General features: G+C 68.5%; 5 protein-coding genes. All 5 read left to right on the top strand.

What is annotated here, in order from left to right; genetic code table 11:
• Nucleotides 1-5 precede the first annotated feature (5 nt).
• The 5 genes from AB0C34_RS24870 to AB0C34_RS24850 all read left to right on the top strand — a co-directional run bounded on the left by AB0C34_RS24870 (nt 6) and on the right by AB0C34_RS24850 (nt 17,865).
• Nucleotides 6-9,419 (top strand): amino acid adenylation domain-containing protein, encoded by a 9,414-nt coding sequence (locus tag AB0C34_RS24870; RefSeq protein ID WP_357077483.1) that lies wholly within the window; start codon nt 6-8, stop codon nt 9,417-9,419.
• Nucleotides 9,416-14,911, top strand: a complete 5,496-nt coding sequence (locus AB0C34_RS24865; RefSeq protein ID WP_357077481.1) for an amino acid adenylation domain-containing protein — start codon at nt 9,416-9,418, stop codon at nt 14,909-14,911. Before AB0C34_RS24870 ends, AB0C34_RS24865 begins: the two co-directional genes overlap by 4 nt.
• Nucleotides 14,908-16,029, top strand: a complete 1,122-nt coding sequence (locus tag AB0C34_RS24860) for a saccharopine dehydrogenase NADP-binding domain-containing protein (RefSeq protein WP_357077478.1) — start codon at nt 14,908-14,910, stop codon at nt 16,027-16,029. The genes AB0C34_RS24865 and AB0C34_RS24860 overlap by 4 nt, the downstream gene beginning before the upstream one ends.
• Nucleotides 16,030-16,105: 76 nt before the next feature.
• A complete protein-coding gene (locus AB0C34_RS24855; protein WP_357077474.1) occupies nt 16,106-17,131 on the top strand; it encodes a Gfo/Idh/MocA family oxidoreductase in 1,026 nt (341 codons plus the stop codon).
• The gene (locus AB0C34_RS24850; RefSeq protein WP_357077471.1) at nt 17,128-17,865 is read left to right on the top strand and encodes an alpha/beta fold hydrolase; all 738 of its coding nucleotides are present in this window, start codon (nt 17,128-17,130) and stop codon (nt 17,863-17,865) included. Before AB0C34_RS24855 ends, AB0C34_RS24850 begins: the two co-directional genes overlap by 4 nt.
• The last annotated feature ends 89 nt before the right edge of the window (nt 17,866-17,954 follow it).

Genomic DNA, 17,954 nt, shown 5'->3' with positions numbered 1-17,954 from the left:
GAGATTTGAGCATCATCCCCCATCCGCTGTCCGCCGAATCCGCCGCTGTTCAACGGTCCGTCAGCGAGGTATTCGACGATTGCGCGCAATGCTTTCCGGATCGGATCGCACTCCGTACCGTCGAGGTGGGCCGAACCCGGGAATGGACCTATGCGGAACTGACCGAGCGGGTCGCGGTGACCAGCAGCGCTTTCGCTGATTTGGAGTCCGGGGCGCGGGTCGTGCTGGCACTGCCGAGTGGGGTCGACTTCGTAGCCGGTTTCCTGGCCGTACTATCGGCCGGCGGGCTACCGGTGCCCATCTACCTGCCGTCGCTGAGATCTCCGCAGCGGTACCTTGCCCGCGCCCGCCACATTCTGCGGGATTGCGAACCGGCCGCGATGTACACCCTCCCCGAACTGACCGAGGCGGTGGCGCAGGAGCCCGGCACCGCGGACATCCCGGTGCGCACCCCTGCCGATCGGGGCGCGGCGCCGCCGCCGGTCTCGCGCCGGCCCGAGGACCCGGCGTTCCTACAGTATTCGTCCGGGTCGACGGGGCGCCCGAAAGGCGTGGTCAACACCCATGCCTCGATCCTGCGCCAAGTGGGGATCGCTACCACGATGTGGCGCGGCCCGGACCCCGTCCACACGGTGAGTTGGCTGCCGCTCTACCACGATATGGGTATGTTCTGGGGGGTTCTCGTACCGCTGCTCACCGGTGGCTGCGCGACCCTCATCGCGCCGCACGATTTCGTGCGCGATCCGCGGATCTGGTTGGAAACCGTCTCCGCCGTTCGTGGAAACTGGATCGCCGGACCGGATCTCGGCTACCGCCGATGCGTTCAGGCATTCGACGCCGAGGCCGTCGCCGCGCTCGATCTGAGTTGTCTGCGGATCGCGACCAATGGCGCGGAACCGATCCGCCCGGACAGCGTGCGCGAGTTCATCGAGCATTTCGCGCCGGCCGGACTCGGCGCGCAGGTCGTCGCACCGCAATACGGGCTCGCCGAGGCGGGCCTCGGGGTGAGCGGTAGCCTGCGCCCGCGCCGCCCGCGGCAGGCCGATTTCGACGCCGCGGAGTTGGAGCGGGGCCGGGCAGTGGTGGCCAGCGGTGCGACCGCCACCCGCGTCCGCACGCTGGTCGGCTGCGGTGATTCCGCCCTGGGCTGGGATTTACGCATCGTAGATCCGGACAGCGGAGAGGTACTGCCGGACGGTCGGGTCGGGGAGATCTGGGTCGGCGGCCCCGGTCTACCGCAGGGGTATTGGCGACGACCGGAGGATACCGAGGCGGTATTCCGGGCGGTGACCGCCGATGGCAGCGGGCCGTTTCTCCGGACCGGCGACGCGGGGACGCGTCGGGACGGCGAACTGTATATCTGCGGACGCTACCGAGATCTGCTGGTGATCGGTGGTAGAAACCATTTCCCGAACGATCTCGAGGCCACCGTCGAGAACGCCGAATGCGGTGTCGGCCGCGCCGGCGCGTGCGCTGTGCAGCCGGACTTCGGGGATCCGTCGTGGACGCTCGTCGCCGAAACCGACCGGAGCGCGGACGATCTGGACGATCTGACACGAATACTCCGCCGCCGGATACTCGCCGAACACGAGACCACCCCCGATCGCATCGTCTGGGTGCGGCCCCGGACGCTACCGCTGACCACATCGGGCAAGATCCGGCGCCACGAGGTCGTCGACCGGCTGGCGGCGGGAACGCTGCCGGTGGTGTACGAGTTCAGTACGGCGGCCGACGGGGCGCGTCGGGACGAACTGACCGACTATGTGGCTGGCCTGCTCGGTGTGCATCCGGACCGGCTGGACGCCGACGCCGATCTCGTGGAATGCGGCTTGACCTCGATGCTGACCGCGGATGTCATGACCTGGGCCGCGGCCAGGGGGAGCAGACCGGCCTTCGTCGAGCTCTATCGGACGCCGACCCTGGCCGCCTGGCGGAAACTGCTCGAGCGCACGACCGTGCCGGACACGACCTTCCAGCCGCCGAGCCCCGCGAGATCGATACCCACCACACCCCTGCAGCGGGCGTACTGGATCGGCCGGGACCCGCGTCAGCCGCTCGGCGGAGTGGGATGCCAGACCTATCTCGAATTCGCCGAGACGCGCCTCGATCCCGAACGGCTGCGGGAGGCCGTGACAACGCTGACACATCGGCATCCGATGCTGCGCAGCCGATTTCCCAGCGCCGAGCACTACCTGATCGAACCCCGCACGGCAGCACCGGTGCCGATACCCGTCCACACTGTCGCCACCGCGGATACGCGCCGACATCTCGAGCAGGTGCGCACCCGGTTGCGTAACCGCCGATTCGATCCGGTCGCGGGCGACTGCTGGGCCATGGAGTTGACGGTCACCCCGGACACCTCGGTCCTGCATTTGGCGATCGATCTGATAATCGCCGATATCACCGGCATCGGCATTCTGGTGCGTGATCTTGCCGCCCTGTACCGCGGGGCCGAGCTGCCCGAGATCGAGGACGGGTTCGCATCCGGGATTACCGCAGTCGTCGACGCCGCGACCGATACCGGGAAGTCAGCGGGCGGTGTGGGAAGCGCGGATGCCGCCCTGCCGGAACCGCCGCAGCTGCCGCAGGCCGCCGAAGAGGCGATCCAATTCCGGCGACGCCGTCACACATTGTCGCCCGCCCTGGTCGCGGCGCTGGACCGAGCCTGCCGGGCGGCCGGTGTCACTCGGGCCGCGCTGCTGCTGGCCTGCTATGACCTGGTCCTGCAACGGTGGTCCACCCGTTCGACGTTCCTCGTCACGGTGACGATGTCCGGTCGGACCCCGGAAAACGCGCGAACGGTCGGTGATTTCACCGCGGCCCGGCTGCACCGGTGTACGGCCACCCCGGGCAAATCGTGGGCCGACCTGATACGCGATACCCAGCGCGCGCTGCGGGCGGAACTGGATACTCCCGACGCGAGCGCGGTCTTGCGCGCGGAAAGCGCCCGTGGGGGCGGGCATTCGGGGCTGTCACCGATTGTGTTCACCTACGCCGCGGATATTCCGCTGCTCGACGAATCGACCACCGCGACCCTCGGTGTGGTCCGGGAAGTGACGTCGATGACACCGCAGGTGTTGATCGACAACCAGATCTGCACCATCGGATCGGAACTGATGGTCTCCTGGGATCACCGGTCCGGATGTTTCCTGCCCGGGGTGGTCGACGATATGTTCGACACCTACACCGGTCTGCTGGAACGGCTGACCAGCGGGGACTGGGACGAACCGGCACTTGTCGACCTCCCCGAACATTCGCGCCGTATACGTGCCCGGCGCAACGCCACCGAGGCGCCGCTTCCGACCGGCCTGCTGTACGACGGGTTCCGGCGACAGGCCCTCACCGACCCCGACCGGGTCGCGGTGCGCTGGCAGCCGGACGAATACGACGGTGCCGAAGTGGTAGCGGCACTGGTCGGACCGTGCGCTGAACTCGATTATGGCGAACTGGATCGTTACGCCCGCGCCGTCGCCGCGACGGTGAGCGCGGAACACGTGCCGGGCTCGGTGGTGGCCGTTCAGCTGCCGAAGGGGCCGGGCCAGATCGTCGCGGTCCTCGGCGTCCTCATGGCCGGCTGCACCTATCTGCCGATCTCGGTGGACCAACCGGCCGAGAGGGTGGCGCGAATCCGGCAGCGATCGGGGATGCGCGCGCTGATCCGAGCGCGAGCTGACGCCGGGATTATCGGCACCGACGGCGTGGCCCGGTACGCGCTCACCGAGATGCTCGACCAGGAACCCGGCGAACCGATACCCGTGGACCCGGCGCAACCTGCCTATATCGTCTACACGTCCGGCTCCACCGGCGAACCGAAGGGTGTGGTGGTTTCGCACACCGCCGCGCTGAACACCGTGCTGGATGTCAACCGCCGCAATGAGATCGACCACACCGATACGGTGCTCGCGGTCTCCGCACTCGACTTCGACCTCAGTGTCTACGACATCTTCGGCCTGCTCGAATGCGGGGCGGCGATCGTCACCATTTCCGAGGATGCCCGCCGCGACGCTTTCCGCTGGCGCGATCTGGTGCGCTCCTTCGGGATCACGGTGTGGAACTCGGTGCCGGGACTGATGGAGATGCTGCTCATCGCCGCCCGATCGGACGCCGCGACGCTGTCGACTCTGCGGCGGGTGCTGTTGTCTGGCGATTGGATTCCGTTGGACCTGCCGGGTCGGCTGGCCGAACTTGTGCCGGGGTCGCGGTTGGTGGCCATGGGCGGCGCCACCGAGGCGGCGATCTGGTCCAACGAATACGTGGTGGACTCGGTCGACCCCGAGTGGCCGTCGGTGCCCTACGGGTCGCCGCTGACCAACCAGATGTATCGGGTGGTCGGCGAGGACGAGCGTGATCGGCCCGATCAGGTGCCGGGCGAACTGTGGATCGGCGGTGCGGGTGTCGCGCTGGGCTATCACAACGCGCCCGAGCTCAGCGCCGCCCGGTTCCTCGTCGACGACACCGGAATCCGCTGGTACCGCACCGGGGATCTGGGCCGCTATCGGCCCGACGGCATCCTGCAGTTCCTCGGCCGGATCGACGCCCAGGTCAAGATCCGCGGACACCGGGTGGAATGCGGGGAGGTGGAGCATATTTTGCGCGCGCACCCGGTGGTCGAGGACGCGGTGGTGGTGCCCATCGGCGGCAACACCGCCCTGGGCGGGGTCGTTGTGTTCGCTGGCGCCGCCGATCTTCCCGATGACGAACTGCGGACCCATCTGGCTCAGCGGTTGCCCGGCTATATGGTGCCGAGAACGTTCGTCCGGACCGATGCCGTTCCACGCAGCGCGAACGGCAAAGTGGATCGGCGGGCAGCGGCCGGCCTCATCGAATTACAGCGGCCGGCGGACGATACAGCGCCGGCGGGGCGGCTGTCGATCGTCGAAGAAGCGGTCGCCGCGGCATGGGCCGAGGCATTGGATGTACCGGTCCAGAGGCTGACACCGACCGCCAATTTCTTCGCCTTCGGCGGCGACAGCCTGCGCGCCACCGAGGTATGCCGGCGTCTGGAACAGCGGGGTATGCGCGGAGTGCAGGTGCAGGCGCTGCTCGGGCGACAGACATTGCGCGATTTCGCCGCCGGGTGTGTTCCAGGGGTCGGTACCGACCGGGCTGCCCCGACACACTCGACACCGACGACGCCCTTTCCGCTCACCCGTCTCCAACAGGGCTATGTGCTCGGCGCCGGCGGACTGAACGGAGTGGTGCGTGCGCCAACGGCGTACGGGATCGTGCTCGCCGGATCCGCGCCGATCGATACCGATCGGCTGGCGCGCGTGATCGGCGACTGCACGGCCGAATTCGCGGTGCTGCGCTGTCGTCTCGACTCGGATATCGCCCAGATCGTCCGCGGTGCGGCCGATCCGACGCCGGTGCATATCATCGACGGTCTGCGCGACGACCCGGACGAGTTGATGTACCACCTCGGCGGCGTCGATCTCGACCTGCGCACCGATCCCGTGGTGCAGTGTTTCGCGGCGGCGACACCGAAACATATCGGGCTACTCGTCAACTACCTCGCCCTGGACGCTCGCAGTATCGCCATGGTGGTGGAGACGATCCTCGCCGACTACGACGCCGTCGCCCGGCCCGTCGCGGTCGACGGCGATGCCGACGTCTTCCGCACCTACGCGGAAACCGGAGTGGACGCCGACGCCCTGCCTAAGGTGGCCGTGGCTCCGCCGCAAGTGCCCCTGGCGCGCGACCGCGGCGAGGGATCGGACAATGCCTGGCCCGCGCGCTTCGTGCGTCGTGGTTTCACGCTGAATTCCGAGGAATATCAGCGTCTTCGGCGGCGGGCCGCCGATGGCCTGGTGACGCCGAACGCCCTGATCCTCGAGGCGTTCGCGCACGCGCTGTACTCGATCGGCGGGGGTGAGCGGTTCGCCGTATCGATTCCACGCACTCACCGGCCGTCCTACGCACCGCGGGACCGGGAGATCCTGGGCAATTTCACACGTCTGTTCCTGTGCGATATCGACTTTGCGACGCATCGCCCCGGTTCCGCCGCCGCGGTGGCGCACATCCAGGACAGGTTGCGTGCGATCGTGAGCGCTGAGGGGGACGGCACCGGGGATATCGCCGCGGCGCGTTCGCGGTATCGGGACGGGTACCCGGTGGTTTTCACCAGCACATTGGGTTTCGGGGCCCGGCGAAGCTATTCGCTGCGCGGTGTCGCGAGTCTGACCAGAACGCCGGGGGTGCTGCTGGACTGCCAGGTCGAAGACCACGAAGGTGGGATCCGGGTCGGCTGGGATATCCCCGACAACACCCTGGCGCCGACGCCGACGGCTGTGGCGTTCGCCGCGTTCGAGCGGTATGTCCGCGCATTTCTCGAACCAGCGCCCATCGCGCCGAACCCGGTCTCCACGCGGCCGGGTACCGCGCCCGGCGCGCGCGATACCGAGCCCGGCCACGTGGCGCCGGATGGTCGCGGCGCATTCACCATCGATGCTGGCATCGCCCGAGTGGGCGCGGCGGACAGTGACTCGCGGAATTTGGCCGGCCCCGCCGTCGGAAGCCCGGGAACCGCCGCCGGCGGATCGGATGGTGGCCGGCCCGGTGCTCTCTGGCCGTCGGCCGTGATCACCGCCGCGTTGCGTTACCTGAGTGCGGAAGGGAACAGGGACGTTCTGGCGGAGTACCGGACGCTGGTCGATCGCTGGCAGACCGTAGCGAAGGCGGGGGAGCCCGATGGGGCGGCACTGCGCGCGGGACACCGGTTGGCGGCCATCGTCACCGGAGCGATGTCAGCGCACGCGGTGCTCGGCGATCCGGAACTCTCACCCGAAGAGTTGCTGCTGCGGCAGCCGGAGGTATCGGCCGGGATCGCCGAACTGGTAGACCGGGTCTACGCGCACGCGCGAGCCCTGGGCAGGCGGGTACGGGTGGTCGAATTGGGTTCACGCACTGGGCTTGTCGCCGTTCGGATGTTCGCCGAACTCGCCCCTGTGATCGACTCGTACACGGCGGTGGAACCGAACCCCGTCTTGCGGGCCATGGCCACCGAACGCACCGCGGCGACCTCCATCGCGCATCGCACCCCCGCCGAGGCGTGGACGGGGGAGCCGTTCGATATCGTGCTGTGCTTCGGTTCGCTGCACCGGACACCCGAGGCGGGCCGGCTGGTCCGCGACATTCCGGCACACCCGCGCGGGTGGCTCTGGCTGGCCGAACACCAGCAGTTCACTGCCGCGTCGCTGATCAGCGCGGCCGTCATCGATCTCGGAATGGTTGCCGATGAACCGGTATCGGCTGATCGGTGGTGGCGCTTCCTCGTCGACCACGGGTGGACCCCGACACGGATGACCGCCACTGGCCCCGGGGTCACTATCCTCGCCCGGCCGGAGAACGTCGAGGACGACCTGACCGAAACCCTCTCGGCAGCGGAGTCCGAACCGACCTCGCTCACACGCCGGGAGGCGGCAGAGGTGTCAGGGCGTGTTCCGGACGAGCCGATCGACGATGACGCCGTTGCCGTGCTGACCGAACTCTGGCAGCGATATCTGGGGGTGCGGCCCGGTCTCGAAGACGATTTCTTCCTGCTCGGCGGGGACAGCCTCGCCGCCACCCGGATCTACACGCGGCTTCGGGAAGCCGGATATGAGCGTCTCGCCATGGTCGACCTGTTCAACCATCCGGTGTTGGGCGATCTGGCAGGCAGGCTGGGCGCGCCGAATACGACCGCGCCACAGCCGAATACCGCACAAAACAACAAGCCGGCGGCGATCGACGCGCCAGCGCGGTACACCCTCACCCCGGTCCAGCGCGCCTATGCCGCTGGCCGCCGTCGCGGATACCTGCTCAGCGGAGTCGCCGCGTACTGCTATTTCGAATTCGCCACGGCCGAGCTGGATCTGCCGCGGTTCCGTGCCGCGGTGACCGAGCTGCTGCGCCGCCATCCGGGTCTGCGCACCACCGTGCACGACGGCTCGGCGACGGTGCATCCCGAACCCCTCGAACCGGTGGTCCGCGTGCTCGGCGACCTGCGTGCCGCCATGCGCGACCAGGTGATAGACCTGTCCACGCGTCCCGGAATCGATATCGGCGTCCATCTCGCGGCGGCGGGCGAGCGCACGCTGATCGGGATCGGCATGGACAACCTGCTGCTGGACGGCGCCAGTATGATGACCGCGCTCGCGGAACTCGACCACCTCTACCGCGGCCGACCTGTGACCGAGCTGCCACCGATCCCGGTGACATTCGCCCACTATGTGCGAACCCATCCCGTCCTGGACGGCGACGCCGACGAAACGGCGCTGCCGGAACTCGCCGCGGCCCGGGACTATTGGCGATCCCGGCTGGCGACCCTGCCCACCGCGCCACCGCTGGTCTCCCCGATGGTTCTCGCGGAGATCGAACGACCCGTATTCGCCCGAGCCACCGCCGCCATCGAACGTGAGGTGTGGCAGCGGATCACCGCGCGCTGCCGCGCCGACGGCGTGACGGTCGCCGCGCTGCTGCTGGCCGGATATGCCCGCACCCTGGCCCGCTGGTCGCGCACTACGCATTTCTGCGTGAACGTGACCATGTTCGACCGTGATCCGGCGATCGCCGGCGTGGAACATGTCATCGGCGACTTCACCTCGCTGGTCCTGCTCGAATGCCGGGTCGAACCGGGGGCCGGTATCGGCGAACAGGCGCGCGCCGTTCAGGCGCGACTGATGACGGATCTGGCGCATCGCGCCGCCGACGCGGTGTGGTTGCAGCGGGAACTGCTCGCCCGGCACGGCACACCCGGGGCGGCCATGTTCCCCGTGGTCTTCACCAGCGGGCTGGGGTTGCGTGAGATCGACACCGGCGGCGGGCTCGCATTCGGCGAACAGGTCTACGCGGCCTCGCAGACCCCGCAGACCTTGCTCGACTTCCAGGTATGGGAGGACGGCGGCGGACTGAACCTGTCCTGGGATTTCGTCACCCAGGCGATCGCTCCGGAACTCGCCGATGAGCATCTGGCAGGACTGGTATCGGATCTCGTCGCGGTCGCGACAGGGGTGCACGACCCGGCCACGTGGTCACCACACCCCGAAACCGGCACTCCGGTCGTCGACGCCGCACCGGCGTCGGCCCCGGACCCGGATACGGCCGCGCGGTCGTCGCGCTCCGAGACCGGGACATCGGTCATCGACGTGACACCGCCGCCGGTCGCGATATCGGAGGAGGAACTGCGCGTACGGATCGTCGAGATCTGCGCATCCGCGCTGGGCAGCCCGCGGGTGGACGCCGAAACGAACTTCTTTCGAGCGGGCGGCGATTCGGTGACCGCCACCGCCGTAGTCGATCGGATCCAGCGCGAGGTCGCGCCCGCGGCGACGTTGCGGATGCTGCTCGCCCATCCGGTGCTCGCCGACTTCGCCGCGGCGATCGTTCGCGCGACGGCCGCCGCTCTCACCACCGCAGACGATGTCGAGGAAGGCATACTGTGAGCCCCGAAGAACTGCTCCGTCAGCTGCGCGCCGCGGGCGTCGAAGTGTGGATCGACGGACCCGGACTACGGTTCCGGGCACCGCGCGGCGCCCTTACCCCGGAGCTGAAGACCGCCCTGGCCGCGGCCAAACCCGAGATCATGACGTTGCTCGCGGCCGAGGATACGCTGATCCGCGAACCGGAGCACCGGTACGAGCCGTTTCCGCTCACCGACGTACAGGCGTCGTATCTGCTGGGCCGCACTCGCGCGTTCCGCTGGGGCGGAGTGGGATGCCACGGTTACGCCGAATTCGCGGTACGCCCGCCGCGGGGGACACGGTCCCCCGAAGCGCGGCGTTTCCGGGACGCATGGCGGAAGGTGATCGCCCGGCACGAGATGCTGCGCTGCGTCGTGTATCCCGACGGATATCAGCGCATCGCACCCCTCGGTGACGATCCCATGCCCCCGGGCTTGACGGTGCACACCTGTGCCACCGCCGCCGAGGTGGCCGAACTGCGGACAGATATCGGCCGGACCCTGGCGCACCACGTGTACGAGCCCGGTGTCGGTCCGATGTTCGACCTGGTGGTGACCCTTGGCCCCGAGGACACCGTGGTGCACTTCTCCGTCGACCTGCTCATCGCCGATTTCGTCGGCATCGCGGTGATCGTGCGCGATCTCGAACGCTGTCTGCGCGAGCCCGATATCGACTTGCCCCCTGTCGAATTCGGCTTCCGAGACTATGTGCTCAACCTCACCCGCGCCGCCCACGGTCCGGCCGAACGCGCCCGCCGCGATCGGGATCGGCAGTACTGGTTCTCCCGCCTGGACACCCTGCCGCCGGCGATCGGTATGCCGCTGCTCCCGGACGCGGACTCGGCGCCTGCCCGGTTCGCTCGCCGGTCCTTGCGACTGTCGACCGACGAATGGTCGGCATTCACCCGCGCCACTGCCGAGCACGGCGTGACCCCGACCGCAGCCCTGCTGACGGCGTTCGGTCGAGTACTCGGCCGCTATGGTGATCGCGACCATTTCCTGCTGACCATGACGACGATGAACCGCCGCCGGATCACCGCGGCCGTGGACGAACTCGTCGGCGATTTCACCGGTACCAGTCTGCTCGAGGTCGACGTCCGCGGCGAGGTGCCGTTCGCCGCGTTGGCCGCCCGCGTGGGGGAGCGGTTGTTCGACGATATGGACCATGCCCGGGTGAGCGGTGTGGAGGTCCTGCGCGAACTGGCCCGCCGGGACGACAACCGTGGCCAGCAATCACCGGTGGTGTTCACCTCCACCCTCGGCGCCGCTACTCGCGACGGCGGCGAGGCGCTGCTGGTGCCGGTCCCCGGACGTGGGCTCAGCCAGACCCCGCAGGTGCTGTTCGACTGTCAGGTCACCGAAACCGTCGCCGGCGTGGACGTGAACTGGGATACCCGTGCGGGAGCGATCCCGGATGCGGTGCTGGATCGCGCCTTCGCCGATTTCGACATGATTTTGCGCGTCCTGTCGACCGACACTGCCGCCTGGGAACGGCAACTGCTACCACCGGTACCGCCCCCGCCGACATCGGTCGGGCCCCTCTCGACCGATCTGCTGCACAGCGGTTTCCTCCGGAAGGCCGCCGAGCGGCCGGAGGCGGTCGCGATCCGCCGCGGCGACCGCGCGATCACCTACGCGGAACTGCTGGGAGCGGCCACGGCGGTCGCCGCGGAACTGAGCACAAGTGGTGTCGGTCCGCGCGAACTGGTCGGGGTGCGGCTGGAGGCCGGCCCCGAGCAGATCGCCGCCCTGTTCGGAACACTGTTGGCCGGCGCGGGCTATGTGCCGCTGGACGTTCGCTGGCCCGATGCCCGCGTCGCGCAGATCGTGCAGCAGTGCGGTTTGGCGGTGCGAATCGAACCCGACGGCGCGATCGCCGCCTTGCTGTCCGATCCCGCTACCTGGGCCCCGCGCACATCCGAAGTCGTCGCCGAGCAGGCGCGTCGCAAACAGGTCGGTCCGATGGACACGGCTTACGTGATCTTCACCTCGGGCACCACCGGAAGGCCGAAGGGGGTGGTGATATCGCATGCGGCGGCGGTCAATACGATTGACGACCTCGAGCAGCGGTTCGGCGTCACCGCCGCCGATGCGGTCCTGGCGGTTTCCCAGCACACCTTCGATCTGTCCGTCTACAACGTCTTCGGCCTGCTCGCCGCGGGCGGCTGCATCGTTGTCCCGGAGGGGGATGAGCGCGCCGATCCGCAGTCTTGGCTGGATGCCGTGACCACTAACGGCGTCACCGTGTGGAATTCGGTGCCCGCGCAGTTCCAGCTGCTACTGGACCACATGCGCGATCTGGACGGGGAGCGCGGATTGTCGAGTTTGCGCCTGATCATGCTGTCCGGTGACTGGATTCCCGTCGGACAACCGGTGGAGATCGCGGCGGCAGCGCCGAACGCGCGGGCCTACAGCCTAGGTGGCGCCACCGAGGCGGCCATCTGGTCGATCCTGCACCCCCTCGAGGCGAGAACCTATCTCCGGAGCGTGCCGTACGGCACGGCGATGCGGAATCAGAGTGTCCGGGTGCTGACGCATCGCGGTGAGCTCGCCGCGCCCTGGCAGATCGGTGAGATCACGATCGGGGGAGCGGGCTTGGCCGCAGGCTATCTCGGCGACTCCGAACGCACCGCCCAGGCGTTCATCACCCATCCGGTGAGCGCGGAGCGGCTGTATCGCACCGGCGACTACGGGCGCACCGACGAGGCCGGCGTCATCGAACTCGTGGGCCGCCGCGACAACCAGATCAAGATCCGTGGCCACCGAATCGAACTCGCCGATATCGAATCCGCCCTCGACCGGCTCGACGGTGTCGCGGCGGCGGTGGCCTGCGTGGTGGGCGACCGGCACCGCCCAACCCTCACCGCGGTAGTGACCCCCGCGCCGGCCGACGCCACCGAACTCGCGCGGCGGCGGGTGATCGCGGACGCGGTGGCGGAAACCGCCGCGGTCGCCCACCGGTCGCTCACCGCCGACCTGCCCACGGAGGGACTCGTCGCGTTCGCCGCCGCCGCGAAAACGGCCGCGCTGCACAGTATGACGGCCGCCCTGGCACCGGCCCTGCCACCTGGTCAGCGGTCGAGTTTCGACGAACTCGCCCGCGATCTGAAGGTGTCCGACAATCTGCACCGGCTGCTGCGCCGGTGGATCGCGGTACTCGTCGACGAAGGAATGGCCCGCCGCCGCGGCGACGGTATCGAACTGCTCGAACACCACGACCTGGACCGGTGTGTCGGCGAGTGGGCGCGAGTGCGGGAACTGGCGGCGGGTATCGGCTACGGCGACGAACTCATCGCCTACGTCGGCCGGTGTATCGCGGAACTGCCCCGCCTGCTCACCGGTGCTACCGATCCGCTGACCCTGCTGTTCCCCGCGGGCAGTACCGATATCGCTACCGCCGCGTACCGCGACAACCTGCTCAGTCGATACGCCAACGGCATGATGGTGGCGCAGATCGTCGAATACGCCCGTCATCATGTCGGCGATCAGCCCCTGCGCATCCTGGAAGTGGGCGCCGGGGTGGGTGGTACCAGCGCGGAGCTGGTGCCCGCGTTGCGTGGGCTCCCGGTGCGGTACACGTTCACCGATGTCTCGCAGTTCTTCCAGAAGGCCGGCCGCGAGCTGCTCGCGGACCACGATTTCGTCGATTACCGGTTGTTCGACCTGAACACCGATCCCGCCCGTCAGGGTCTGTTCGATTCCTCGTTCGACCTCATCGTCTGTGCGAATGTTCTGCACAACGCCGAACACATCGAGGAATGCCTTGCTCGGCTCGACCGGTTACTGCTGCCTGGCGGCGCACTGGTTTTCCTCGACTCCACCGGAGTCAACCATCCGCTGATGATCTCCATGGAATTCAAGGACGGCCTGGGCGGTCATCGTGACCTGCGCGCCGACGGCGACTCGCCCTTCCTCACCTTCGATCAGTGGGGGCAGGTGCTCGAGCGCTCCCCCTTCGGCGCGATCCATGCCTTCCCACCGCGCGGACACAGCCTCGAGCCCTTCGGACAACATGTGTTCTGGTGTGCGAAACAGGCGCCGGCGCGGGCACTTCGACCGGCTGGGCTGCTCACGGCCGTGCGGGAACTGCTGCCGTCCGCGATGGTGCCGCAGCAACTGCGCGTCGTTCCCGCCCTGCCGCTGACCGGCAACGGCAAGATCGATCGGGCGCGCGTTCGCGAGGATATGGAGCGTTTCGTCACCGCCGTCCGCGCCGACGCCGCCACGACGGCCGATGGCGGCGAACTCACCGGGGTGCAGACCCGGATCGCCGAGATCTGGGCTTCGGTACTCGGACTCACCGCTATCGGCGCGCTGTCGCCCCGCTCCGATTTCTTCGATCTCGGCGGCGATTCGCTGCTGCTCGCGCAGTGTATCGGCCGGATTCGGCAGGAGATCGAGAGCGCGGCCGACCGCACCTGGGACGAACTGCTCCGGGCCATGGTCACCGACCCGACCTTGGCCGGTGCCGAACGCGCCGTCTGTGGTTCGGACGGGCAGCGGGTAGGCGTAGAAAACGAGACAGCCGCGACCTCGGTATCGCCGCTGGTGCGAATCGGTGCCGGGGCGGTGACCGACGGAGCGAACCGTCCCATTGTCGTGTTGGTGCACGACGGCAGTGGCGGCCTGGCGCCGTACGCGGAACTGATCGACGCGCTGACGCGGCAGCACACGACACCCGACCTGTATGGCGTGCGGCGTATTCCTGGTGACGACTACGCGCGGATACCGCCGCAGGACCTGTTCACCACGCTCGCGGTCGGCTACGGGCGCGCGATCGCCGAGATCGCCCCCGCCCGTGTCCATCTCGTCGGCTACTGCATGGGCGCACTGCTGGCCACCGAGATCGCCAGATATCTCGAGGAAGCCGGCATCCCGGTGGGCGGAGTGACCGCCATCAGCTCCTACCGCGTTCCCGTCGAGATCGACGACGAGGATGTGCTCGACTACTGCTTCGCCCAGATCATGGGTGTGCGTGCCACCGAACTCGGGTTGGTATCCGCCGATGCCGACTTCGTCGACGCCTTCACTCGCGCCCGTGCCGACCATCCGCGGGTCATCCCGGCGGGGACATTGCGCCGGATCAGCCCAGCCCTGACCCGCGACCTGGCCACCGCACCGGAACCCGGGGTGCCGCGCTTGCGGTTACTGGCGGAATCCGGTGTCCTGGGCCGGGACTGGTCGGCGGAATCGCTCGCAGAACTGCGTTCGGTCTTCGCGCACAGTATCCGCGCCGTGGCGCGCGGAGCCCGCGAACCGTTCCTCGGTGATGTGCATTTCTTGCGGCAACGCGGCGATATCCACTTTCTGCCGACCCTCAAAGAGGATATGACCGACTTCTGGCGCGGGCACTGCCTTGGCGAACTCATCATCACCGATATCGACGGCAACCATTTCGACTGCCTCACCGGCGCGAACGCCGTCGCGGTGGCGCGGCTGCTCGACGCGTCCTGGCGGGAGGTGGCTGGCCGATGACCCGGGTATTGCTGTTGGGAGCCACGGGGGCGGTCGGGCGTGCCTGCTTTGCCGCGCTTGCCGCCGACTCGCGGTTGGCGATCACCGTGGCCGGACGTGATCCTCGGCGGCTGGCCGAGTTCTGCGCCGGAACCTCCGCACGACCCGCGTCGCAACAGATCGATCTCGCGGCCCTCGCCGCCGGCCACGACCCGGGCCTGACCGAACTCGTCCGGACCGCCGACGTGGTCGTCAACTGCGCGGGTCCCTCGCACCGCTACAGTGTCGCTCTCGCCGAAATCGCGCTGCGCGGCCACAGCGCCTACGTGGACCCCGGTGTGGACGAGTCGCAGCGGCAACTGTTGCGGCGTATCGCCCCTCCGGACGGTGTCGCGTTGGTTCAGGCCGGGGTCCAGCCGGGGCTGTCCGGGCTGGCGCTGCGCATCGTCGCCGATCGTCTCGGCGGACGAGCCGACGCCCTCATCGCCTGGTGTGGTGGACTGCAACCACTCACCCGGGCCGCGGTCCACGAATACCTCGACAGCATCACTGTCGGGAGCGGCGGAGTGTCCACGGTACGGCGAGCTGGTGGGCGTGTTCGGGTCCGGCCAGACGAGATGTCGCCCGCACCCGCGCCCTGGTTCCCGGATACGGCGCAATCGCACGTCCATCTGGACGTCGAAACCGAAGTCCTCGCCGATGCCGTGGGAGCCCACGACGTGGAATGGGTCAACATCACCGACGGCGAACGCACCGTTCGCGCCATCCAGGACCTTCAGGTGTCGGTGTCCGCAGCCCCGCCGTCCGACACCGCTGTCGACGCCGTGCTCGCGGCGGCGGAACTGGATCTGTTCGGCCGTGAACCCTATTTCACCCTGCTCGCCACCGCGCGGTCGAGTGGGAAGGCGGCGACCTTCCTGTTGCGTACTCGCGACAGCTATGCCGTCACCGGAGCCATCGCCGCCTGGGCGACCCGTGCGGTCACCACGTTGCCCGCCGGTATCCATCCGCTCCGGTCGATACCGGACCCGCGGGCCCTGTCGGACGACCTTGCCGGGCTCGCGCCGGGAACCGAGGTGCGTGTTATCGACGGTGCGGTGACCGGCCACCGAGACCTCGTCGAGGAGGGGGTGCTGTGACCACCGCTGTCCGCCCGCCGCGTTCGCCGATCGGCGCGGCGTCGTGTCCGGATATCGCGGTCCAGGAGCGTGATTGGTGACCGCGCCCAGTAGCCGCAAGCCGACCGCGGTCTTGGTCGGCGGCACTTTCGGTGCCGTCTACGCCGAGGCGTTGACATCCCTGAACTCGCCGGTCGAACTCGTCGGGATCTTGGGAACTGGCGCGGGTCCCGCGCGGGATTTGGCGCATCGGCTAGGACTGCCGCTATATACCGACCCGAACGCGCTGGGACCGGTCGATATCGCCCTGGTCGTCGTCCGGTCCGGGGTGGTGGGTGGCGCCGGTGCCCGGATCAGCGCGGAACTGCTCGAGCGCGGTATCCACGTCCTCCAGGAACAGCCGGTGCACGCCGATGAGATCGTGGAACTGCTCAGAGTCGCCGCTCAGCATGGAGTTCGCTACGGCGTCAACGATTTCTACAGCGCACTGGCGCCCGTGCGACGGTTCGTCGGGGCCGCGCAGTTGCTCGCCGCGCGCACACCGGTGCGCTATGTGCAGGCACGATCCGCGGTCCAGGTCGTCTACCCGTTGTTCACGATGCTCGCCGATCTGGTCCCCGCTCTCACACCCGCGCGGGTCGAGATATTGCCCCCCACCCCGGGCGCGTTCGACACCGGGCGGATAACTCTCGGCGATATCCCGGTGGATCTGCTGATCGACAACCAGTTGTGCCCGAGCGACCCGGACAACTACGTGCGGCTCATGCACGAGGTGACCGTAGGCACGGACGCCGGCGAACTGGTGCTCACCCACACCCACGGCCGCACTCACTGGCGGCGCCGGCAGACGGGCGCCGTGGCCGACCGGGCGATCGCGGAAACCGTTGGCGACGCCGACGAACCCACGACCGCGACCATCCGCGAGCGCATCTGGCCGGACGGGGTGCGTCGCGCGGTCGCCGATTTCGCCGGCACGATCGCGGCCGGCCGCAACCCCGTCTCGCATCGTTTCATCCGGGCCGTCCGGTTGTGGTCGGAGTTCACCGCAGCAGCCGGCCCGGCCACCCTGATCGAACCGATCGAACCGCCGCCGATCACCGCCGAGGAGTTGCTCACGCCATGACCGTTCAGATCGACACGCTCACCGAACGCTCCGCCGCCGTGGTGGTTGTGGTGTTCCCGCACGCGGGCGGTAGCCCTCGGTTCTTCGCGCCCTGGTCGTCGTCGCTGCCGGAGACCTTCGAACTGGTTGGGGTGACCTATCCCGGCCGCGATGCCCTGATCGACGTTCCCTCGGCCGCCGATATCCCGGCCTTGGCCGCGGACTGCGCGGCGGAACTCGCGCCGCTCGCCCGCTCGCGTCCGGTGCTGCTGTTCGGGCATTCCATGGGCGGCCACGTCGCCTTCGAAACCGCGCGGCGGTTGGAAGGCATCGGCTGTCCGGTCGCCGGACTGGTCGTCAGCGGTGCCGACGCGCCGTCTCGAAGAACCATCGAGCGGTGGCATCTGGCCTCGGATGTCGAGTTGGCCGACCATATCGGCGAGCTGGACCCGAAAATCCGGGCGGTACTGGCCGAACCGGCATTGGCACGGATGTTCCTGCCAACCATTCGCGCCGATTACCGGCTGGTGGAGACCTATCGGGCCGATCCGTGGGCGACGGTGTCCTGCCCGACTGTGGTCGTCTCCGGTGACAGCGACCCGGAAATCACCCCGGACGGTATAGCCCAGTGGATCGCGCACACCCCTGGCGGTTGCCTGTTCCGGTTCGCGCGTGGCGGACACTTCTCGCTGGCCACCGACCCCTCCGAGATATATCGGTGCCTGAACGAGGTGCTCGGCGCACGGGTGGGATGACGGTCCCGTGTCTGGATTCCGAACCGCGTGCTGACGTCAGGGGCGTGGTCGGCTACCATGCAATTGAAAATAGATTTCATTATCTTTCT

It is taken from the genome of Nocardia sp. NPDC049220 (assembly GCF_040647855.1).
Classification (GTDB): Bacteria; Actinomycetota; Actinomycetes; order Mycobacteriales; family Mycobacteriaceae; genus Nocardia.
This window is presented reverse-complemented; position numbering and strand designations above follow the sequence as displayed.